Source organism: Streptomyces sp. NPDC058335 (assembly GCF_042723915.1).
Taxonomy (GTDB): Bacteria; Actinomycetota; Actinomycetes; order Streptomycetales; family Streptomycetaceae; genus Streptomyces.
The window spans coordinates 324,010-344,500 of sequence record NZ_JBHXHX010000002.1 but is presented as its reverse complement, the minus strand read 5'-3'; the positions used below and the strand labels follow the sequence as shown (position 1 = coordinate 344,500).

The 20,491-nt window shown below is 70.3% G+C and carries 18 protein-coding genes, 1 tRNA gene and 5 pseudogenes; 13 read left to right on the top strand and 11 right to left on the bottom strand.

The features are described from left to right. Positions 1–177: 177 nt before the first annotated feature. On the bottom strand, positions 178–1,617 hold the full coding sequence (locus ACFWJX_RS04730) for an MFS transporter (RefSeq protein ID WP_383237371.1): 1,440 nt from the start codon (positions 1,615–1,617) through the stop codon (positions 178–180). 197 nt (positions 1,618–1,814) lie between these two features. On the opposite strand from ACFWJX_RS04730, the gene ACFWJX_RS04725 reads away from it, so the two are divergent. After that, positions 1,815–2,825 carry a helix-turn-helix transcriptional regulator gene (locus ACFWJX_RS04725; protein ID WP_383236774.1) on the top strand — a complete coding sequence of 337 codons (1,011 nt, stop codon included), beginning with the start codon at positions 1,815–1,817 and terminating at the stop codon, positions 2,823–2,825. Positions 2,826–2,833: 8 nt separating this feature from the next. On the opposite strand, the gene ACFWJX_RS04720 is transcribed toward ACFWJX_RS04725, so the two are convergent. Together ACFWJX_RS04720 and ACFWJX_RS04715 are read right to left on the bottom strand one after the other, a co-directional pair. Beyond that, positions 2,834–3,607, bottom strand: a complete 774-nt coding sequence (locus ACFWJX_RS04720; RefSeq protein WP_383237368.1) for a TetR family transcriptional regulator — start codon at positions 3,605–3,607, stop codon at positions 2,834–2,836. Positions 3,608–4,185: 578 nt separating this feature from the next. Beyond that, positions 4,186–5,181 carry an RNA polymerase sigma factor RpoD/SigA gene (locus tag ACFWJX_RS04715; RefSeq protein ID WP_252555591.1) on the bottom strand — a complete coding sequence of 332 codons (996 nt, stop codon included), beginning with the start codon at positions 5,179–5,181 and terminating at the stop codon, positions 4,186–4,188. Positions 5,182–5,386: 205 nt separating this feature from the next. Between ACFWJX_RS04715 and ACFWJX_RS04710 the strand changes: the two genes are divergently transcribed. After that, the gene (locus ACFWJX_RS04710) at positions 5,387–5,905 is read left to right on the top strand and encodes a GNAT family N-acetyltransferase (protein WP_383236770.1); all 519 of its coding nucleotides are present in this window, start codon (positions 5,387–5,389) and stop codon (positions 5,903–5,905) included. A gap of 30 nt (positions 5,906–5,935) precedes the next feature. Here the strand turns inward: ACFWJX_RS04710 and ACFWJX_RS04705 are convergent, their stop codons facing one another. Next, a complete protein-coding gene (locus tag ACFWJX_RS04705; RefSeq protein ID WP_383236767.1) occupies positions 5,936–6,745 on the bottom strand; it encodes a dioxygenase in 810 nt (269 codons plus the stop codon). Positions 6,746–6,915: 170 nt separating this feature from the next. On the opposite strand from ACFWJX_RS04705, the gene ACFWJX_RS04700 reads away from it, so the two are divergent. After that, positions 6,916–7,425 carry a MarR family winged helix-turn-helix transcriptional regulator gene (locus ACFWJX_RS04700; protein WP_383236764.1) on the top strand — a complete coding sequence of 170 codons (510 nt, stop codon included), beginning with the start codon at positions 6,916–6,918 and terminating at the stop codon, positions 7,423–7,425. A 27-nt stretch (positions 7,426–7,452) separates the two neighbouring features. Here the strand turns inward: ACFWJX_RS04700 and ACFWJX_RS04695 are convergent, their stop codons facing one another. Further along, the gene (locus ACFWJX_RS04695; protein ID WP_383236761.1) at positions 7,453–8,988 is read right to left on the bottom strand and encodes an MFS transporter; all 1,536 of its coding nucleotides are present in this window, start codon (positions 8,986–8,988) and stop codon (positions 7,453–7,455) included. Positions 8,989–9,259: 271 nt separating this feature from the next. After that, the gene (locus tag ACFWJX_RS04690; protein ID WP_383236759.1) at positions 9,260–9,907 is read right to left on the bottom strand and encodes a TetR/AcrR family transcriptional regulator; all 648 of its coding nucleotides are present in this window, start codon (positions 9,905–9,907) and stop codon (positions 9,260–9,262) included. A 353-nt stretch (positions 9,908–10,260) separates the two neighbouring features. On the opposite strand from ACFWJX_RS04690, the gene ACFWJX_RS04685 reads away from it, so the two are divergent. The 3 genes from ACFWJX_RS04685 to ACFWJX_RS04675 all read left to right on the top strand — a co-directional run bounded on the left by ACFWJX_RS04685 (position 10,261) and on the right by ACFWJX_RS04675 (position 13,463). Next, entirely contained in the window at positions 10,261–11,589 is a 1,329-nt protein-coding gene (locus tag ACFWJX_RS04685; protein ID WP_383236756.1) for a M6 family metalloprotease domain-containing protein, read from the top strand. A 116-nt stretch (positions 11,590–11,705) separates the two neighbouring features. Next, complete coding sequence (locus ACFWJX_RS04680; protein WP_383236753.1) at positions 11,706–13,328, top strand: IclR family transcriptional regulator C-terminal domain-containing protein; 1,623 nt, start codon at positions 11,706–11,708, stop codon at positions 13,326–13,328. Positions 13,329–13,390: 62 nt separating this feature from the next. Then, positions 13,391–13,463: transfer RNA gene (locus ACFWJX_RS04675), tRNA-Arg, on the top strand. Between the two features lie 71 nt (positions 13,464–13,534). Here ACFWJX_RS04675 and ACFWJX_RS04670 read toward each other — a convergent pair. After that, positions 13,535–13,738: pseudogene (locus tag ACFWJX_RS04670) on the bottom strand (tyrosine-type recombinase/integrase); the annotation flags it as partial. A gap of 109 nt (positions 13,739–13,847) precedes the next feature. On the opposite strand from ACFWJX_RS04670, the pseudogene ACFWJX_RS04665 reads away from it, so the two are divergent. The 5 genes and pseudogenes from ACFWJX_RS04665 to ACFWJX_RS04645 form a co-directional block, all read left to right on the top strand. Beyond that, positions 13,848–13,943: pseudogene (locus ACFWJX_RS04665) on the top strand (XRE family transcriptional regulator); the annotation flags it as partial. After that, positions 13,910–14,203, top strand: a pseudogene (locus tag ACFWJX_RS04660) (NUDIX domain-containing protein); the annotation flags it as partial. The pseudogenes ACFWJX_RS04665 and ACFWJX_RS04660, both read left to right, overlap by 34 nt. A 98-nt stretch (positions 14,204–14,301) precedes the next feature. Beyond that, on the top strand, positions 14,302–14,844 hold the full coding sequence (locus ACFWJX_RS04655; protein ID WP_383236750.1) for a GNAT family N-acetyltransferase: 543 nt from the start codon (positions 14,302–14,304) through the stop codon (positions 14,842–14,844). 135 nt (positions 14,845–14,979) lie between these two features. Next, a pseudogene (locus ACFWJX_RS04650) lies at positions 14,980–15,129 on the top strand (IS701 family transposase); the annotation flags it as partial. 503 nt (positions 15,130–15,632) lie between these two features. After that, positions 15,633–16,268, top strand: a complete 636-nt coding sequence (locus ACFWJX_RS04645) for a hypothetical protein (RefSeq protein ID WP_383236747.1) — start codon at positions 15,633–15,635, stop codon at positions 16,266–16,268. Between the two features lie 194 nt (positions 16,269–16,462). Here ACFWJX_RS04645 and ACFWJX_RS04640 read toward each other — a convergent pair whose 3' ends face one another. The 3 genes from ACFWJX_RS04640 to ACFWJX_RS04630 form a co-directional block, all read right to left on the bottom strand. Beyond that, positions 16,463–16,774, bottom strand: coding sequence for a hypothetical protein (locus tag ACFWJX_RS04640; RefSeq protein ID WP_383236744.1), 312 nt, complete (start codon positions 16,772–16,774; stop codon positions 16,463–16,465). A gap of 203 nt (positions 16,775–16,977) precedes the next feature. After that, complete coding sequence (locus ACFWJX_RS04635; RefSeq protein ID WP_383236741.1) at positions 16,978–17,355, bottom strand: winged helix-turn-helix transcriptional regulator; 378 nt, start codon at positions 17,353–17,355, stop codon at positions 16,978–16,980. A 59-nt stretch (positions 17,356–17,414) separates the two neighbouring features. Continuing rightward, complete coding sequence (locus tag ACFWJX_RS04630) at positions 17,415–17,876, bottom strand: hypothetical protein (protein ID WP_383236739.1); 462 nt, start codon at positions 17,874–17,876, stop codon at positions 17,415–17,417. 183 nt (positions 17,877–18,059) lie between these two features. Here ACFWJX_RS04630 and ACFWJX_RS04625 point away from each other — a divergent pair. Then, positions 18,060–18,170, top strand: a pseudogene (locus tag ACFWJX_RS04625) (MarR family transcriptional regulator); the annotation flags it as partial. Here ACFWJX_RS04625 and ACFWJX_RS04620 read toward each other — a convergent pair. Continuing rightward, the gene (locus tag ACFWJX_RS04620; RefSeq protein ID WP_383236736.1) at positions 18,155–19,366 is read right to left on the bottom strand and encodes an MFS transporter; all 1,212 of its coding nucleotides are present in this window, start codon (positions 19,364–19,366) and stop codon (positions 18,155–18,157) included. The pseudogene ACFWJX_RS04625 and the gene ACFWJX_RS04620 sit on opposite strands and share 16 nt — an antisense overlap. A 76-nt stretch (positions 19,367–19,442) precedes the next feature. Here ACFWJX_RS04620 and ACFWJX_RS04615 point away from each other — a divergent pair, with 76 nt between their 5' ends. Continuing rightward, positions 19,443–20,489 carry an ArsR/SmtB family transcription factor gene (locus ACFWJX_RS04615; RefSeq protein WP_383237365.1) on the top strand — a complete coding sequence of 349 codons (1,047 nt, stop codon included), beginning with the start codon at positions 19,443–19,445 and terminating at the stop codon, positions 20,487–20,489. Positions 20,490–20,491: the final 2 nt, after the last annotated feature.

Here is a 20,491-nt window from a genome sequence, read left to right as displayed (position 1 = left end):
CCCGGATTTCCAGAAAGTAAACAGGTTCGGACGTGATTCGGGCATGAACGGACTTCGAGCGATGTCCGAGTGTGGCGGAGAGGATCAGAAACGACAGAAGGGCCTGTCACCTCGGCAGGTGACAGGCCCTGTCAGGCCCGCTCGTGACAGGCCCTGTCAGGCCCGCTCGGCCCCGGTTCAGGACACGAGTTCCGGCTCCTTCTCCGCCGCCGGCAGCTCCGCCGCCCCCGCGCCCTCCACATGCTGGGCGGGCCGCTTCGGCAGGGCGAACATCAGCACGAAGATGACGCCCAGCACCGCGGTCACCCAGCCCAGCGCGTACCGGAAGGCGTCCACGAACTCCGGGCCGGTCTCCGCCGGGGTCAGCCGCTCGCCGATCCGGCCGAAGAAGACGACGGACACCAGGCCGAGGCCGAGCGCGTTCCCCATCTGCTGCACGGTGTTGATCAGCCCGGACGCCGAACCGGCGTGCTCACGCGGCACCTCCGACAGCACCGCGTCGGTCAGCGGGGCGACGATCAGCCCCATGCCGGCGCCCATCACCGTGAGCGGGAGGATCATCTGCCAGGGGGCGATGTCGAGGCCGTATCGCCCGGACTCCCACAGGTAGAGCAGGACACCGGCGGCCATGGTCAGGGCGCCCGCCTGGAGCACCTTGCGGCCGAAGCGCGGGACCAGTTTCTGCACGGAGAGACCGGCGGCCGTCGACACCGCGAGGGAGAACGGGATCCCCGTGAGACCGGCGCGCAGCTCACTCCAGCCGAGGCCGATCTGCATGTACAGCGTCCAGACCAGGAAGAAGATGCCGAGGCTGACGCCGAACACCGTCTGCACCGCGATGCCCGCGGCGAAGCTCTTGACCCGGAAGAGGGAGAGCTCGATCAGCGGCGAGCCGTCCCGCGCTCCCTTGCGCCGCTCGTACGCCACCAGCGCGCCGAAGACGACGAACGCGCCGGCCATCGACAGGTGTCCCCACAGCGGCCAGCCCAGCTCTCGGCCGCGGGTCAGCGGGTAGAGCAGCATCAGCAGACCGAGCGTCACCAGTGCGACGCCGACCAGGTCGAGCCTGAGCGCCTTCGGCGCGCGCGACTCGGTGATGAAGCGGCCGCCGAGGACCAGGGCCGCGATGCCGACCGGCAGGTTGATCAGGAAGATCGGCCGCCACTCCAGCCCGAACAGGTTCCACTCCATCAGCAGCGCGCCCAGCAGCGGTCCGGAGACCGCGCCCAGGCCGACGACCGCACCGAAGAGTCCGAAGACCTTGCCGCGTTCGTGCGCCGGGAAGGTGGCGTGCACGATCGACAGCACCTGCGGGACCATGAGCGCCGCCATGCCGCCCTGGAGGAGGCGGGAGGCGACCAGCATCTCCGGGTTCACGGCGAAGCCGCACAGCGCGGAGGCGATGGTGAAGCCGCCGACGCCGAGGAGGAACAGCCGCTTGCGGCCGTAGATGTCGCCCAGGCGTCCGCCGGTGATGAGGCCGGCGGCGAAGGCGAGCGCGTAACCGGCGGTGATCCACTGGACCTGGCTGTCGGAGGCGCCCGCGTCGCGCTGCATGGACGGGATGGCGATATTGACGATCGTGACGTCGACGAGGTCCATGAAGGCCGCGGTCATCACGATCGCCAGGGCGAACCACCGGCGTCGGTCGCCCACCGCCCCTGGTGCGGTCACGGCTGCCTGGGCGTCCGCCCTCGGGGGGCGCTCGGCCGGCCCGGGACCGGCGGAGAACTGGGTCTCGTTGGAGGTCATGCGAGGACACTAGGATCGCAGTAGGTCAGATCGTGTCCTACTGGTAGGGCATCCTCGGACGCATGACGACGGACACTCCGGCTCGGCTGCTGCAACTCCTCTCCCTCCTCCAGACGCCCCGCGAATGGCCCGGCGGCGAACTCGCCGGCCGGCTCCAGGTGTCCCGCCGCACGGTCCGACGGGACATCGACCGGCTGCGGGAACTCGGCTATCCCGTCCAGGCGACCAAGGGCTCCGACGGCGGATACCGGCTGGTCGCGGGCAAGGCGATGCCCCCGCTCGTCCTCGACGACGAGGAGGCGGTGGCGATCGCGGTCGGCCTGCGGGCGGGCGCCGGGCACGCGCTCGAGGGCGTGGACGAGGCGTCCGTACGGGCCCTGGCAAAGCTGGAACAGGTGCTGCCGGCCCGCCTGCGCCACCGGGTCGCCACGCTCCAGGCCGCGACCACCCCGCTGACCAGCGGAGACGGGGCCAGCATCGCGCCCGAGACCCTCACCGTCATCGCCTCGACGGTCGCCGGCCACGAGCGGCTGCGGTTCGCCTACCGCGCGAAGGACGGCACCGAGTCACGCCGCCTGACCGAGCCGTACCGCCTCGTCTCCACCGGCCGCCGCTGGTACCTCGTCGCCTACGACCTCGAACGCGACGACTGGCGCACCTTCCGCGTCGACCGGGTGGGGCAGCCCTTCGCCACCGGAACCCGTTTCACCCCGCGGGAGGTGCCGCAGGGGGACGCGGCGGAGTACCTGCGCCAGTCGATCCAACGCCGCCAGGAGACCTACGAGTTCGAGGTCACCTTCCAGGCCCCGGCCGAGACCGTCGCCGCACAGCTCCCGTCCTGGTACGGCCACCCGGAGCAGACCCCCGACGGCTGCCGCCTGCGAGCCGTCACCGGCGACCCCATGGAATGGCTCGCGGTCCGCCTGGCCATGCTGGGCCACGAGTTCGCGGTCCACTCACCGGGGGAACTGGTGGAGCGCGTACGGGAGTTGGGGGGACGGTTGGGGAGAGCGGGCGCGGGGCCGGGCCATGCCGCCGGGGCCGCGGACGCCAACGGGAACGGGAACGGTTAGCCGGAGCGTTACTCGCGCTCCCGCCACTCCATCCCCCGCACCGCCTCCAGGTTCCTCAGGGCGAGTTCCGCCGGACCGTCCGGGCCGTTCGGGGGGCTGTCGGTCGTGGACCAGCTCTCCACGGCGACGCGGACCGCGGCCCCCGCGACCGCCGCGATGAAGCGCTGGCGCGGGGTGGGCCCGGTGAGGTCGGTGGGCTCAGCGGGCCTGGCGGGCTCACCGGGCCTGGCCGGCTCAGCGGGACTGCCGGGCTCAGTCGGCCCGCCGGGCTCAGTCGGCCCGCCGGGCTCAGCGGGACTGCCGGGCTCGGCGGGCCCAGCGGAACTGGCCGGCTCAGCGGGACTGCCGGGCTCGGCAACGTTGTCGGGCAGGGCAGTCCCCCTGGCCGCCCGTTCTCTCAGCACCTCCCCCAGCGCCCCCTCCGACGCATGGCAGACCTCCGCCCAGACCTTGCCCAGGGCCGGGCTGGTGGAGGCGAGGCGGATGAGGGTGCGGACCCACTCCCATGACGCCGCCGAGACCCCGACGCCGGGGGTGAGCGTCTGCCGTACCGCGTGTTCCAGGGCGTCGGGCAGGGACAGTTCGGGCGGGGCCTCGCGCACCGCCTCCGCCCAGCGCTGGGCGCCGGCCGCGTAGAGCGGGGCGACGGCCTCCTCCTTGGAGGCGAAGTACCGGTAGAAGGTGCGTGGCGCGATGCCGGCCGCCTGGGCGATGTCCTCGGCGCGGGTGGCCTTGAGGCCCCGGCCGGCGAAGAGACAGGCGGCCGCTCGGGCGATCTCCATCCGGGTCGCCGCCTTGCGCCGCTCGGTCAGTGAAGCCGGGGCGGGCGGGGTGTTGGAGGAGGGAAGTGGTGCGGGGGTGGAGCTTGTCACACCGGCAGGCTATGCCCATGTGGCACAATCTGCCATCCAGGCGGGCCACCCCGGGGTTCAGGTACGGGGTGCCCCGCCCTTCCCCCCTGCCCGTACGCCCCAGCGGTCGGCACGGACGCCGACGTGCCGCGCGAAGGACGCCTATCGCGCCGCCGCACAAAAAGAGCCGGACCTCGGCGCCAGGGGGGGGCGGCGCCGAAGCCCGACTCGGGAGGTCCCGGCGCCGGGGGGGGTGCGTCGGGACGTGGTTCAGAGAAGTCGTTCGTGACGGGTCGTTCAGAAGCTGTCGTTCATGAGGGGTCGCTCGAACTCCCGTGCCCAGGAGGGTTTTTCCCCCGGAGCCACCGGTTGAAGCGACCTTCTCCGCCATGTTTGCGCGCAGTTCCGCCACCCCGCGTACGCCGGTGGCAAAACCCGCACCCGCCCGGAACCCGCCCCGGGACGCACCTCGCGCCCCGGACGCGAACCCCTGCGGGCGCGGGCCCGTCCTACGCCGCCGCCTCGAACCCGGTGTCCCGGGCCAGCTTCTTCAGCTCCAGCAGGGCGTGCTTCTCGATCTGACGGATCCGCTCACGCGTCAGACCGTGCTCCTTGCCGACCTCGGTCAGCGTGCGCTCGCGGCCGTCGTCGATGCCGTACCGCATCTTGATGATGGAGGCCGTGCGCGGGTCGAGGCGGTCGATGAGGCCGTCCAGTTCCTCGCTGCGCAGCAGCGTGAGGACGGACTGCTCCGGCGAGACCGCCGAGGTGTCCTCGAGCAGGTCGCCGAACTGGGTCTCGCCCTGGTCGTCGACCGGCATGTTCAGCGAGACCGGGTCGCGCGCCCAGTCGAGCACGTCGATGACGCGCTCCGGCTTGGAACCCAGCTCGGTGGCGATCTCCAGGGGCTCCGGGTCGCGGCCGTGCTCGCGGTTGAACTCCCGCTGCACGCGGCGGATCCGGCCCAGCTCCTCCACGAGGTGGACGGGCAGCCGGATCGTGCGCGACTGGTCCGCTATGGACCGGGTGATGGCCTGGCGGATCCACCACGTGGCGTACGTGGAGAACTTGAAGCCCTTGCGGTAGTCGAACTTCTCGACCGCGCGGACCAGTCCGGCGTTGCCCTCCTGGACCAGGTCCAGCAGGGGCAGACCGCTGCGCGGGTACCGGCGGGCGACCGCGACGACCAGCCGCAGGTTGGAACGGATGAAGACGTCCTTGGCGCGCTCCCCCTCGGCGACGAGCGCCTCGAGCTCCTCACGGGAGGCGTCCGCCTTGGACTCCTCGGATCCGTCGAGGACCTGCCGCGCGAACACACCCGCCTCGATGATCTGCGACAGCTCGACTTCCTTGGCGGCGTCGAGCAGAGGCGTGCGCGCGATCTCGTCGAGGTACATGCCGACCAGATCGCGGTCGGCGATCTCTCCGCCGTGGACGCGAGCGCTGCTTGCCGCGCCGGTCTCGCCGGAGGCGGACTGACGACGGGCGACGGCACGGGTTGCCATGCGTGCTCCCTTGCGATGGTGGGGTCAGCGGGTGGGTCCTTGGACGCCGGCGCACTGACTCGGGTCCTCCCGGGACTCTCTCGGGACTCTCCTCGGGTGCCCTGCATCCGATGGAAACAACGACTGGAATCAGGACAGAATTCCCAACCCGTCCCCCGATTTTTCTGATCATGCAGTACCCTGTCGGACCCCAGGAGGAGGACGAATGCCGTCGGAACGTACAGAGGTGCAGGTCAGGCCGGGAATCGAGGGGGATCTCGAAGCCCTCACCGACCTCTACAACCACTACGTACGTGAGACGCCGATCACATTCGATACCGCGATTTTCACTCCGGAGGAGCGCCGCCCTTGGCTGCTCTCCCACCCTGAAGACGGCCCGTACCGGCTGATGGTTGCCACGGACACGGACTCACAGGAAATTCTGGGGTACGCCACCTCCAGCCCCTTCCGCGCGAAGCCCGCCTACGCGACCTCCGTCGAGGTGACGATCTACCTCCGCCCGGACGCCGCCGGCCGCGGTGTCGGCACGCTCCTCTACAAGGCACTCTTCGAGGCCCTGTCCGGCGAGGACCTGCACCGCGCGTACGCGGGCATCGCCCAGCCCAACGAAGCGTCCGTGCGGCTGCACGAACGCTTCGGCTTCCGGCACGTGGGCACGTACCGCGAGGTGGGACGCAAGTTCGGCCGCTACTGGGACGTCGCCTGGTACGAGAGGGACCTGTAGCGGGGCGGACCGGGTAGCACGTCCGGCGGCTCAGCCGAACTGCACCGACCGTTTCGCCATCCCCAGCCAGAACCCGTCGATCACCGACTTCTGCGCGTCCAGCTCGCCGGACACCTCCGCGGCGCCCATGGTGACGAACAGCGGGGCGAAGTGCTCGGTGCGCGGGTGGGCGTACCGGCCCGCGGGGGCCTTGTGCAGGAAGTCCAGCAGGGCGTCCCAGTCCCGGTTCTCCAGCGCGTGCCGTCCCCAGTCGTCGAACTCCGAGGACCAGGTGGGCACTCCTCCGCCGGTGTGCCGTAGCGCGGCCAGGTTGTGGGTGAAGAACCCGGAGCCCGCGATGAGCACGCCCTCGTCGCGCAGCGGCGCGAGCTTGCGGCCGATCTCCATGAGCCTCACGGGGTCGAGCGTCGGCATGGAGATCTGGAGGACCGGGATGTCGGCGGCCGGGAACATCTCGACGAGGGGGACGTACGCCCCGTGATCGAGGCCCCGGTCGGGGATGTCCTGTACGGGGATCCCGGGGGCGCGCAGCAGCTTGCGCACACTCTCGGCGAGCGCCGGTGCGCCCGGGGCGTCGTAGCGCACCTTGTAGTAGTGCTCGGGGAAGCCCCAGAAGTCGTGGACCAGGGGGACCGGCTCGACCGCGCCGAGGGCGAGGGGGGCCTCTTCCCAGTGGGCGGAGACCATGAGGATCGCCTTGGGGCGGGGCAGGTCGGCGGACCAGGCGGCGAGCTGTCCGGGCCAGACGGGGTCGTCCGCGAGGGGCGGGGCGCCGTGGCTGAGATACAGGGCGGGCATGCGCTCCTGCGGAACGGCACGCTCCTGGGTGGCGGCGGACATGGCGGCAACTCCCTCGGCGGCTCGGCTTGCTCAAGCTCGAACTGCTCCAAGCTCCGCTTGCTCAGATGGCTCGGCTTGCTGCACTTGCTTGAACTCTAAATTTCCTACTCCCCATCACTGTAGGTGCCACTTGTTTAAATTTCAAGGACGAACCCTTTAGAGTGGAGTACATGACGAAGGCAGCCGCACCCGCTCACGAGCCGCAGTGGCTCACCGCAGAGGAGCAGCGCATCTGGCGCTCGTATCTGCACGCCACCACCCTCCTCGAGGACCACATGGACCGGCAGCTGCAACGGGACGCCGGCATGCCGCACATCTACTACGGCCTCCTCGTCAAGCTCGCCGAGTCCCCCCGCCGCCGACTGCGGATGACCGAGCTGGCGATGGACGCGAAGATCACCCGCTCCCGCCTCTCGCACGCCATCGCACGCCTGGAGAAGAACGGCTGGGTACGGCGCGAGGACTGCCCCTCCGACAAGCGCGGCCAGTTCGCCGTACTGACCGACGAGGGCCTCGACGTCCTGAAGAACGCGGCGCCGGGCCATGTGGCCGCCGTACGCAACGCGCTCTTCGACCGGCTCACCCCGGAACAGCAGAAGTCCCTCGGCGAGATCATGCAGATCGTCGCCGAGGGACTTCAGCCGAACGAAGCGGGTGCCGACCTGCCCTGGCTGCGCTAGCCGCTACAACCCGGGCAGTACGTCACGTCAGTGGGCGACCACCGGGACCGGGACGGAGTCCTCGGCGTCCTCGCCCGCGCCCGTGACCGCGCTCATGTCCGGCTTGCCGGCGTTGACGAAGGTCAGGGCGATCGCGGCGGCGACGACCAGGATGCCGACGGCGAACCAGATCGCGCTGGTGTAGCCCTTCACCATGGCCTCCAGCTGGACCAGCTGCTGCTGGGAGCGGGTGCCGGCGTCGCCCAAGTGGTCGGCGATGTACGAGGTCGTGGCCGAGGCGGCGATCGTGTTCAGCAGCGCCGTACCGATCGCGCCGCCCACCTGCTGCGAGGTGTTGACCATCGCGGAGGCGACACCGGAGTCGCGCGGCTCGACGCCCTGGGTGGCCAGGGACATGGCCGGCATGAACGCCGTACCCATACCGAGGCCGAGCAGGAGCATCGCCGGCAGCAGCAGGGCCGCGTATGAGGAACCGATCTCCATCTGGGTCAGCAGCAGCATGCCGAGCGCGGCGACCAGGAAGCCGGGGCCCATCAGCAGCCGGGGCGCGACCCGGGTCATCAGACGGGTGCCGATCTGGGTCGAGCCCGTGATCATGCCCACGATCATGGGGAGGAAGGCGAAACCGGTCTTGACCGGCGTGTAGCCCTTCACGATCTGGAGGTAGTAGGTCAGGAAGAGGAACAGGCCGAACATCGAGATGATCGCGAGACCGAGCGAGAGGTAGATACCACCGCGGTTGCGGTCGGTGATCACGCGCAGCGGCAGCAGCGGGGACTTGACCCTCGCCTCGACGACCACGAAGGCCGCCAGCAGCACCGCGGACCCGACGAACATGCCGATGGTCACAGCGTCGCTCCAGCCCTCGGACTCGGCGCGGGTGAAGCCGTAGACCAGGGACACCAGGCCGAGGGTCGACAGGATGACGCCCGGGATGTCGAGCGGGGAGCGGTTGCGGCCGCCCTCGGGCTCACGGATGACGAAGTAGGCACCGGCGGCGGCGACGATCGCGAACGGGATGTTCACGAAGAACGTCCAGCGCCAGTCCAGGTACTCGGTGAGGAAACCGCCGAGGATGAGGCCGACCGCGCCGCCACCGCCGGCGATCGCGCCGTAGATGCCGAACGCCTTGGCGCGCTCCTTGGCGTCCGTGAACATCACGGCGAGCAGGGAGAGCGCGGCGGGCGCGAGCAGTGCGCCGAAGACACCCTGGAGGGCGCGGGAGCCGAACATCATCGCCTCGTTGGTGGCCGCGCCACCGAGCGCCGAGGCGGCGGCGAAGCCGACCAGACCGAGGACGAAGGTTCGCTTGCGGCCCCAGAGGTCGGCGATACGGCCACCGAAGAGCAGGAGTCCGCCGAAGGCCAGGGCGTACGCCGTGACGACCCACTGGCGGTTGCCGTCCGAGATCCCCAGGTCCTGCTGGGCGGAGGGCAGGGCGATGTTCACGATGGTCGCGTCGAGGACGACCATCAGCTGGGCGAGCGCGATGAACACGAGCGCTTTCCAGCGGGCCGGATCCGCCTGGCGGATGCCGGGAGCCTTGGTGGCTGTGTCAGACATGGAGGTACCCACTTCGGAACTTCGTGACGGAAATGTCATGACTTGATGAAAGAAAAAGGGCGGAGCGAGACGACGACCCGTCGACGGTGACGGCCGTTGGGAGGGATCCGGGTCGGTGATCGGGTTCAGTGACGTCGGCGTCGGCGGCGTCGGCAGATCGTCCGCATCTGGTCTCGCGGCATGGAGCCGGAGCCGGAGTCGTTCTGCGTGGCTTGTGGTGGTCTACATGGTTTGTGTGGTTTGTATGGCGGCTTGCTTGGCTTGCGGTGGCTCAGGCCTGGCGCAGGTCCTCCATGGTCACGGCCGTGCCCGGCAGGACCGACCGGGCCGGGGCCCGCAGTCCGTCAAGGAACAGCTGGAGATGGCGATGGAGGAAGCGGTCCGCACTGAGGCAGGCGGTGCCCGCCGGAGGCCGGCTGAGCTGGGCCACGGCGACCATCAGGTCGCCGTAGCCGACGTCGTCGCGGAGCTGTCCGGCCTGCCGGGCGCGCTCCATGACCTCCTCGACGAGCTGCTCGACCCGCATGCGGGCGGCCACGAGATCCGGGTGGTTCTTGTCGAACGTGCTGGTGACCATCGGGCACAGCGCGCTGACGCGTTCGTCGGCGGCGACGTGCACGAAGCGCTCCAGCGCGCCGAAGGCGTCGCCCGTCTCGGCGAGCGCCTGGGCGGCCGCGTGGGCCGTGCGGTCCATGACGGAGCAGACGACCTCGCGGACGAGGGCCTCCCGGTCGGGGAAGTTGCGGTACACCGTGGCGTTGCCGACGCCGGCCCGGCGGGCGATGTCGTCGAGCGGCACTTCGGGGCCCAGTTCGACGAACATCTCGCGGGCGGCGGTGACGATCCGCTCCCGGTTGCGCAGGGCGTCGGCGCGCGGCCGGGGCACCTTGCGCTGCGCGGGGGCGGTTGCGGTCTGCACGGCGTACTCCTCTGATCGATGACGTGACGGGCGCTGCTCTGTTGCTGGTCCTGCTGGTACCTGTGGTGCTACGTCTGATGCTTCTGATGCTTCTGGTGCTGCTGTCACTCGCGATCCGGGGACGCGTTCCCCGTTTCGGTCGGACACATGGCTAAACGGGGAGACGGTCCCCGGTTATTTCCCGGCGGCCGATTCTTTTCACGTGACCTGGGTCACAAGCGCTCCCACCTCGCCCCTACCTCCCGGTAACCCACGATCGGCCGCTCCAGCGCGCGCCCCCGCCCGCTCCCGACGAGGGTGATCGAAAGGGTGCAGCCGGTGACCCGTGGCTGCCTGGCGCGAAGGGTTCCTGCATGCAGCCGCAGCCTGAGCGACCCGGGGCAGGCCACCACGCCGCGCCTCCGGAGCCGCTCCGCCGACGCATACGTCGGCGCCGCACGGCCGGCCTCGTCTGTGTGACCGCGCTGACCTTCACGGTCAGCACCTCGGCCGGCACCGGCCACCTCGCACCGCGCCCGACCCCGGCCGGCGCGGGCCCCGTCTCGCTGGCCCGCTCGGCCGCCCTCGCCCCCTGCCTGATCACCGCGGGCTCCGCCGTCCAGATGTCCGAGGGCGTCCCGACGACCGGCGGCTACGCCCGCTCCGCGGGCACCGTCCGCGCCCTGACCCTGATGATCGACTTCTCGGACGCACCCGGCCGGGGCAAGGCGCAGGACCGGTTCCGCGAATTCTTCCCCCAGACCCGGGAATGGTTCCGCACCGCGTCCTACGGCCGCCTCGACTACCGCGCCGAGACCCCCGTCCCCGGCTGGCTGCGGATGCCGAAGCCGTTCCGGGCGTACGGCATAGAGCGCGGCGCTCCCTTCGACCCCGGCTACCGCGAGCTGGTCCAGGACATCGTGGCCGCCGCCGACCCGACCGTCGACTTCCGGGCGTACGACCTCCTGAACGTGCTGGTCACCCCGAACGCGGGCCCCTCCGCGCTGGACACGGTCCTGTCGGTGACGTTCGCCGGCAACCACGAGGCCCCGGTCGCCGACGGCGTCCCCGTCGCGAACGCGTCATTCGTCTACTCCCGCCAGGACGACGGCTCCGGCTCCTACGACCGCACCGGCTACCGCGTCCTGCCGCACGAGAACGGCCACGTCTTCGGCCTGCCCGACCTCTACACCCAGGAGGGCGGCGGCGCCGTCGGCCACTGGGACATCATGAGCGAGGACTGGGGCGCCAACAACGACTTCCTCGGCTGGCACAAGTGGAAGCTGGGCTGGCTGGACGCCGACCAGATCGGCTGCGCCTCCGCGCCCGGCACCCACGAGTACGCGCTCACCCCCCTCGCCGAGCCGGGCGGCCCCAAGCTGGTCTTCGTCCCGCTCAACAGCCGCTCCGGGTACGCCGTCGAACTGCGCACCCGCGGCGGCAACGACGAGGCCGTGTGCCGCCCCGGTGTCCTCGTCTACAAGGTCGACGCGAACATCGACACCGGCATGGGCCCGGTCACGGTCCACGACTCCCGGCGCGACAGCGGCGGCTGCACACGCAGCCCGAACGTCCACGCCGAGCTGTCGGACGCGCCGCTCGTGCCGGGCGAGACGTTCAAGGACGCGGCACGCGGGGTGCGGATCTCCGTGGTGGCGGCGGACCTGGCGGGGACCTACCGGGTACGGGTCACCCGGAGGTAGCCGACCGTACGCCGCGGCGGCCGCGCGACGACGGACGTACGACGCCGGATGTACGACGCCGGACTCGGGCGCGGCTACCGTAGGCGACCTGCCGCGACCGCCGTACCGGAGAGACGATGCCCGCCAGGACGACCCCGACCGCCGCTCCGGACAGCCAGGTACCGGAGGAGGCGGTCACGCCGTTGATCCGCGGGATCGCCGTCCTGGAGGAGCTGACCTCGGCGGGCGGCACGATGAGCGCGAGCGCCCTGGAACGCGCAACCGGTCTGGCCCGTTCCACGGTCGACCGGATCGTGGCGACGCTGGCCCGCATGGAGTACGTCCGGCTGGACGGCCGGGACGCGGTCCTGACCCCGCGGGTGATGGAACTCGGCAACGCGTACCTGGCAGCACTGCGCCTGCCCGCCCTCCTCGGCTCGCGCGCCGACGCCCTCGCCGACGCACTCGACGAGTCGGTGTCGCTGGCGGTCGCCGACCGCGACGGCATCCGCTTCATCCACCAGGCGACCCGCCGCCGCGCGATGTCCCTCAGCTTCCGCATCGGCGACCTGCTCCCGGCCGAACGCACCGCGCCCGGACCGCTGTTCGCGACGGAATGGACCGACGCGGACTGGACCCGCTGGCGCACCCGCCGGACGACGGACCCGCACGGCCGCACCTTCCCCGCCGTACCCCCGGCCCCGCACACCCGCCCGGCCGAAGACCCGGACCAGGAGCCGGAAAAGGACCCGGACGAGGACTTCGTACGCCGGACCGAGCGGGCGGCGGCGGACGGCTGGTCCCTGGACGACCAGCTGATCGAGCCGGGCCTGGTGGCGGTCTCGGCACCCGTACGGGACCCCCGTACGGGACGCCTCGCCTGCGTCGCCAACGTCGTCAGCCACACCAGCCGGCACACGGCGGCCGACCTGCGCGACACCCTCCTCCCCCGGCTCCGTACGACCGTGGCGGAGATGGAGGAGGACCTGCGCCAGGCCCCTCCCGCCGAACCGGGTCCGGCGCCCGCGGGCCTCGCCGTCTGGACGGGTGCGTCGAAGCACGAACTGGGCCGCGAGTTCATCGAGTCCCTGGCCCGCGGCCTGACCGTCCTCACGGCGTTCGGGGAAGGCCGCGAGTCCCTGACCCTGGCAGAGGTGGCGAAGGCGACCGGCCTGGCTCGGGCGACCGCCCGCAGAGCCCTGATCACCTACGACCACCTGAACCTGGTGGCCCAGACCCCCCACCGCACCTTCACCCTCACCCCGAGGGTCCTCTCCCTCGGCTTCCCCCCACTCGCCGGAACCCCTCTCCCCCGCCTCGCGGAACCCCACCTACGGGCCCTGACGGACCGCATCCAGGAAACGACCCACCTCGCGGCCCTCACGGAAACGGGCGACGAGATCCAGTGCACGGCCCGGGTGACCGCCCACCACGTCATGCGCGTCGACATCCGCATCGGAACCCGCCTCCCGGCCACGACCGACACGGCGGTCGGCCGCGTCCTCCTGTCCCGGGACGACCACGATCACGACCACGCCCTGACCGACGAGGAGTTGGAACAGGGCGTCCGCACCCTCGCCGTCCCCATCCACGACCGCGCCGGCCGCACGATCGCCGCCCTCGCCACCTCCACCCACACGGCCCGCCGCACAGCCGAGGACTGCGTCGACACCCTCCTCCCCGCCCTCACCACCACAGCCACCCACATCGAAACGGCCCTCCACACAGCCTCCCGCTTCACACCGGTGCCGCTGACCTGACACCCACACCCCCCAACCGATTCCGGTACGCTGACGCCTGGACCCACACACAGTGGACCCACGCCTTCGTAGCTCAGGGGATAGAGCACCGCTCTCCTAAAGCGGGTGTCGCAGGTTCGAATCCTGCCGGGGGCACCGGGCAAAAGGCCCCGGACCGATCATGGTCCGGGGCCTTTGACATCCACTTTTGACATCAACGAGGGCGATCACTCCCGACCGGGCCTCCTCTTGAGCAGCCGATCCATGTGGCTGATGGCCTCGGGCCGGGTGTCCTGCTCGACGTGCGTGCACACGTCCATAGTGATGCTGATCTGGCTGTGCCCGAGGATCTCCATCACGACGCGGGGAGCCACCCCGGCAGCGGTGAGGAGCGTGGCACACCCGTGCCGGGCGTCGTGCAGTTTCTTTACTGGATCAAGGCGGCCCGCCTACGGCGTCCGCGCGCGCTGGCGGCCACGGGCCGCCGCCGCTCCCTGCGTGCGCGGCTGGGCTCACGGTGTGCAGCCCGCGCACTTCACGGACAGTCCCAACCTCCAACAGCGCGGTGACGAGGAGAAGTTCCCCCACGGCATCCAGTCCCGGTGCCGTCTCGCGCTGATGCACTACCGCCCCCTCATCGCCTGGTCGTGGCCGCGTCCGCAGTGCTCACTGACGATGAGGGCCGCATCCTCCTCCAGCGCCGGCGGGACAACGATCTCTGGGCGCTGCCTGGCGGCGGCATGGAAATGACCGACTCCCTGCCGGGAACCGCAGTCCGCGAGGTGAAGGAGGAAACGGGACTGGACGTGGAGATCACCGGGCTCGTCGGCACATACACCGACCCGCGTCACGTCATCGCCTACACGGACGGTGAAGTGCGTCGACAGTTTGACTTGGCGCAAGGTGACGCCGGTCTGTGGGGCTCGGTCTGACGGCGGTGGCGGGCTACCGAAGTCCGGGCTCGTGCCCCCACGAGATCTGGCAAGATCCGCTTGTGAGCCAATCCATGGTGACTTTGCGCAAGCTCGCGCTCAACGACTGGCAAGCAGTGCACTCCTGGGCCAGCCTTGAGGAGGCTTGTCGCTACCAGCCTTGGGGGCCGAACACCGAGGACCAGACGCGCGCGTTCGTGCAAACCGCCGTCGAAGCCTGGTCGCACGCCCATCAGCAGAGATTCGTCTACATCGCTCGTTTCGAGAACGAACTCGTCGGCATGGGTGAGCTGCACATTCGTAGCCGTCGCCATCGTCAGGGCGAAATCGCCTACATCGTGCACCCGAGGGCCTGGGGGCGTGGTGTGGGCACGGCGATCGGACAAGAGCTTCTGTCGCGCGGGTTCGGGGAATTGGGACTCCACCGGATCCACGCGACCTGTGACCCCCGCAATCTCGCGTCGTCTCGGTTGCTGGGCAAGCTCGGCATGACGTACGAGGGGCGGCATCGGCACACCGCGCTGATCCGGGACGGCTGGCGGGACTCCGAGGTGTTCAGCGTCCTCGAAGCGGAATGGCGGCTGAGCCCCAGCGATAGATTGTGATCTTGCTGGTGGGGGCCTGTTCGGGCAAGGGTGCGGTCACCGTTGATCATCGGTGTGTGAAGACAAACGATCATGCGGTGGCCGTAGGTCACAGCGTAGACCCTGCCCGCTGGCAGGAGGCATTCGAGGGCCTGATTGGACCGGATATCGGGACGGTTCGCACGGGTCGAACCCCGGCGTCATGTCCGGCAGTTGGCGCTCGGCCTGCTGTCGGACCTGCCGCGCAAGAACTGCTGGACCATCGCCGAGTGGGCCGGAGAGACCACCCCGGACGGCATGCAGCACAGGACGTGAAGAAGGGCACGCGCACGGTCGGCGTCCAGCGGCCGGCCAGCGTTGCCGCGCCGTGGCGCAGCTCGTGAAGCAAGACCGGCGGGAGGGTCGGGCAGCGGGTGGCCTGCCTCGGCCGCGTTCGCGGGTGAGTGCCTCGTTCAGCTGTCACCCGCGCGGTGTGGAAGCGTTCAGTGGCGGTTACCGCCGCAGCGCGACTGTCGCCCCAGGATTCGTTGTCGATGAGGCGGCCGCGGTCGTGCGCAGGGTGGCGGGGCCGGGCCGTTCTCGTTGTGAGGTCCAGCCGTCGAGGTTTTGGGCTGGTCATTCTTGGCGCCGCCGCACCCAGTCAGCCATGCGCCGTCGCAGATGCGAGGAACGGTGGCCTTCCAGTTCGAGGGCGACGGCGGCCGGGAAGGATGCATCCTGAGGATGCAGTTAACAGAGAGTTCCTCGATCGAGACTCCTGCACGAGCATCCGAAGGCTTTACCAAGTCTCAGTGAAGGACGTGAATTCCATGCCCATCGACCCGCCCTCCCCTGGGGACGAAATTTCTATATTGACCGCCATATACCAAGCCGAACGCGCCGACAATGCAGCAGTATTCACGAATACTCTCACAGTGCTCGGTTTCGCCTTAACTTACATGGCGGTCGTCTCTGGATACACCAGCACCGCGTCTTCCCTCAACGGCGGTGTTCTAGCGTTCGCCCCAATTCCTGCCTGCGCTCTCGTCGCTTACCACCAAGTCATGGTTGGAATGAATGGCGCCAGGTCACATGCGGCACTCCTGCTCGAAGAGAGGCTGGCCAAACTCGTACCTCTGGATCGCACTCTAGTCCAAGAAAGCCCTGTACGCAGGAATAGCAAATACCCGAGCAGGTCGCCGGGAAAATTTCGATTCGGCGTAACCGTGGGCGAGGAGTTTCTCGACCCTGACATTTCCTCGCACGGACGCCGCTTGGCTACCGTATTAAGTTACGGCTGCATATTGATCATCGCCATCGCCTTTTCCTTGCATACTCTATTGCTTTCTTTTCGCAACAATGGCGGGATGTACACCTGGACAGGGGCTCTTCTTTGTATATTTTTCGCCGCGTTAATATCATGGAATTTGTGGCTGAATTGGAAGCGCCCCGAGGTCAATTGCTGAATCGGTTTTATTCAACCGCCTGGGCGGCGGTGGCACCGATCGTGCCGACGACCAGCGCGACGCCGGTGCCGAGCAGGGCAAGGCGCGTGACGACTCGCATGAATGTTGCCCCGCGAAGTCCTTGGCCGATCAAGAAAGCGTACGGCGTCGGCCGACGGTTCACCACGTTGCTGCTCCGGACGCCCGCGGCGCCCTCAGTAGACGATGACCCTCCACCGTTCCACCCACCGCAGCCATGTGCCGCCCGTGCCCCGTACCTGGACTCGGTCGGGTTCCACCTGCCAGGCGGTGCCGTAGAGGGTGGAGTCGGGAAGGTCCACGCGGACGGTGTCGAGGGGTTCCAGGTCGTCGTCGATCGGGCGGGACCAGGTGTGTGCGCAGTGGGAGCAGGTGTAGGCGACGGCGGTGTGGGGGCCCGCCTCCGGTGTCGGGGTGCCTGGGCGGAACGCCTCCGTGCGGCAGCGGGGGCACGGGTCGGCCGTCTGCGTGCCTGTTGTCCGGGACATCGCTCGATCCTTCGGTACACCGCGGCCGACGGCAACCCGCTCGTCAGACCCGCTTCGGGGTGGGAGTCCCGCACGTATATCAAGGACTTCACGTCGTTCCCCGGTCGCGGTGCGCCGTGCCGCGCGACGAGTCGGGGACGCCCCGGGAGATCTGCTTCCGGGGGCACTCCGGTGACTGACTGAGGCCTCATCCGTTCCCCGGCTCACGCCCGCTTCGCGTCGTACTCCTCGCGGGCCCGCTCCACCGCCGGCATGCGTTCGTCCACCCACTGGGCCAGAGCGCGGACCTGTTCGGCGGCCTCGCGGCCGAGGGGGGTGAGGGAGTAGTCGACGCGGGGCGGGATCACGGGCTTGGCGTCGCGGTGGATCAGGCCGTCGCGCTCCAGCGTCTGGAGGCTCTGGGTCAGCATCTTCTCGCTGACCTTGCCGATCGTCCGGCGCAGCTCGCTGAAGCGGTACGAGCGGTCCAGCAGCGCGATCAGGATCAGGTTGCCCCAGCGGCTGGTGACGTGCTCCAGCACCAGGCGCTGGGGACACGCGCCGTCGCCGCCCTCGCTGCGGACGCGGTCCACGAACGTCATCCCGCTCGCGTCCGTGGCCGTACCTGTATCGGTATGTGTGTCTCCGCCCGTAACCATCCTCATACCGTACTCCGAGGAGGGTACTTTCGGATGGTTAGTGCCACGCCCGCCGCGGTCAGCCCCAGCACGAGGACGCCCGGATTGACGTAGTCGGGGACGGTGTCGCTCGTGTAGCTGCCGCCGTCCGAGGTCTCGCAGACGAAGCGGAGGGGGACGTAGGAAACGGTGTAGTCGACGACGGTCGACGCCCGTTCCTCCTGGCCGGAGGGCACACAGTCGGACAGTGGGGCGGATTCGGTGCCGTCCTCCGCTGCCTCCACGACCGCTCCGACGAGGTGCAGCAGGCCCCAGGTGTAGAGCAGGGACGCCACGGCGGCGACGAGCGCGGCGGCGCCGCGGAGCCACACCGTGCGGTCGGCCGCGCGCAGGCCGACGCGGCCGAGGGAGCCGAACGCGTAGCCGGTGAAGGCGAAAGCGGCGATCAGGCCGCCGGGAAAGATCAGGAGGAGCAGGAGCACCATCCGCAGAGTTCAGCAGCCACAGCAGCAGACAAGCTGTGACGTGGCTCACTTTGAGGGCAACGCCCCTGCTACAGAACCCCGTTCGGTCAGGTCGGCGACGCCGCCGGGAGTCGGCCGCCCCGGTCCGGGCCTCCTCCCCCGCGTCCTCCCGCCGTCAGGCTGCCCGCATGGGGAAGGCCGCAGATGAGCGTCGTGACCGCGCTGGTGAGGTCGACGTTCCTGGTCAACGCCGTGTACGCGGAGGCGAGCCGGGCCTACGGCAGCACTCCGCAGCAGGGTCAGCTGCTATTGGTTCGTGGAGCGAACTTCAACGGACCGCTTCCGGAATTCCGGAACTGCCGCCGGGAGGCCACCGCCAGCGTCAGGGTCACCGTGATCGACGCGGCCGCCATCACGGCCATCGCCGTGGCCGGTGAGGTGAGTTGGGCCACCGTGCCCGCCACGACGGCGCTGACGCCCTGGAGGGTGAGCATCCCGGCCGAGTGCAGCCCGAGGGCGTGGCCGCTGAGTTCGGCGGGCGTGAGGGCCATCAGGTGCTCCTGCTGGACCAGACTCGCGCCGAAGCCGACCGAGGCGAGCGTGGCGCAGAGCGCGGCGACGGGCAGCGGCGGGTGCAGGACGAAGAAGACGTACGGGGTGGCCAGGAGCAGCAGGAGCGGGGTGGCCAGGCGGGTGCGGACGGCGGGCGGGAGCAGCCGGCCGACGGCCAGGTCCCCGGCCAGCATGCCCAGCGCCCCGCACGCGAACAGGGTGCCCGCGGCACCGGGGTCGTACGACACGAAGAGGGCCTCGCAGCCGACGACCAGGCCGTTGGGTAGCCACAGGCCCAGGTAGACCAGGCGGTGCGGGCGGGAGGACCACAGGACGGCGTTGACGCGCCGGGTCTCGGCGGCCGAGGGGCGGCCGGAGGCGCGGGGCGGGCGGGCGGTAAGCCCGAGGCGGGCGGTCGCGCTCGCGGTGGCGTGCAGGAGGGTGGCCAGGAGGAGGACGGTGTGCGGGGAGAGGACGGTGACGAGGGCGCCGCCGAGGGCGTAGCCGGTGATCTGCATCAGCCCGCCCATCATGTTGAAGACGGAACGCCCCGGCAGATAGCCGTCCTTGGGGAGGATCTCGTTGAGCAGCCCCCAGCGGACCCCGCCGCCGAGGGCCGCGACCAGGCCCTGCGCGAGAACGACCGCGAAGACGGCCGCGACCGGCAGGCCGGGGACGGCGAGGACCGCCGTGACGGTGGCGAAGGCGAGGGAGAGACCGGCCAGGGCGGTTCTCGGCGGGAGGCGGTCGGCGCCCGAGAGGAGGAAGGTCGCGCCGAGGACCTGGGCGAGGGAGGGGCCGAACATGCTCACCGCCGCCAGCAGCGGGGAGCCCGTGGCGCGGTGCACGAGGGTGCCGAGAGCGAGCCCCGCGACCGTCTGGGCGGCGGTGTGGGCGGCGGAGGAGAGCAGGAGCGGGGTGAACTCGGGGGTGCGCAGGAGCTGTCGGTAGCCGGTCATGCGGGGAGTCTCGGGCGGGGCCGGGCGCGGTCGTTACTGTTTCGCGGGAGCGCGAAACGTCATGGATGGGGGCTTCATGGGCTGGTGGCAGGTGAACGCCGACACGTTGGCGGGCAGCCGGTTCGTGGTCTCACCGCTCGCCGAGACCTTCGCGTGCCTGAAACTGCTGCACGCGGGGGCGGGCGCGCATCCCGGCGAGACGGCGTGGCTGCGGGAGTGGCTGCCCGCCCACCGCGGGCGGCTGGCCGCCGATCCGGTGACCGGCGCGCTCGTACGGGCCGGGCTCGGCCGGGACTGGATCGCGGACTTCCTCACCCCCACACCGAGGGACGGGGAGAGCTTCGAGGACGGTGTCGCCCGGGTCCGCGCGGTACGGCCCGCCGACGCCCGCGCCCATCTGCGGACCTCTCTCGCCGGCCCGCTGCCGGGCGTCCTGGAACGCGACGACCTCCCCGAGCGGGCGGCCGACCTGCTGACATGGGTGTGGGAGAGCACCGTACGGCCGTCCTGGGAGAGGCGGCGCAGGGTGCTGGAGGCGGATGTCGTCGCACGGGTCGCGCAGGTGAGCCGGGGCGGGTGGGCGGCCGCACTGGACTCGCTGCGGCCGGGGACGCGGTGGCTCGGGGAGAGCCGGTTCCAGGTCAATCCGCACGAGTATCCGCCCCGGGAGATCTCCGGCGCCGAGCTGCTGTTCGTGCCGGTGACGCCTCGCGCGGGGTGGGTGTCGTGGGAGGAACGGAAGCGGTACGCCGTCGTCTACCCCTGCACCGGAGTCCTCGCCGCCGATCACCGCGAGCGGGATGTGCCGGCCGCGTTGAGCGCGTTGCTCGGGCCCGGACGGGCGGCCGTCCTCGTCCTGCTCGGGCAGGGCCCGCTGAGCACGACCCAGCTGGTCGCGCTGACCGGGCAGGGGCTCGGGTCGGTCGGACGGCACCTGCGGGTGCTGTGGGACGCGGGGCTGGTGGAGCGGGGACGGGTGGGACGGTCGGTGCTGTACTCGCGGAGCGGGGCGGGAGAGGTGCTGGTGCGGGCCCGGCAGGAACCGGAGACGGTCCCGGAAACGGGGACAGCCCCGGAAACGGAGACAGCCCCCGCAAGCCGCCCCGTCACTCGGCGGAGCTAGCA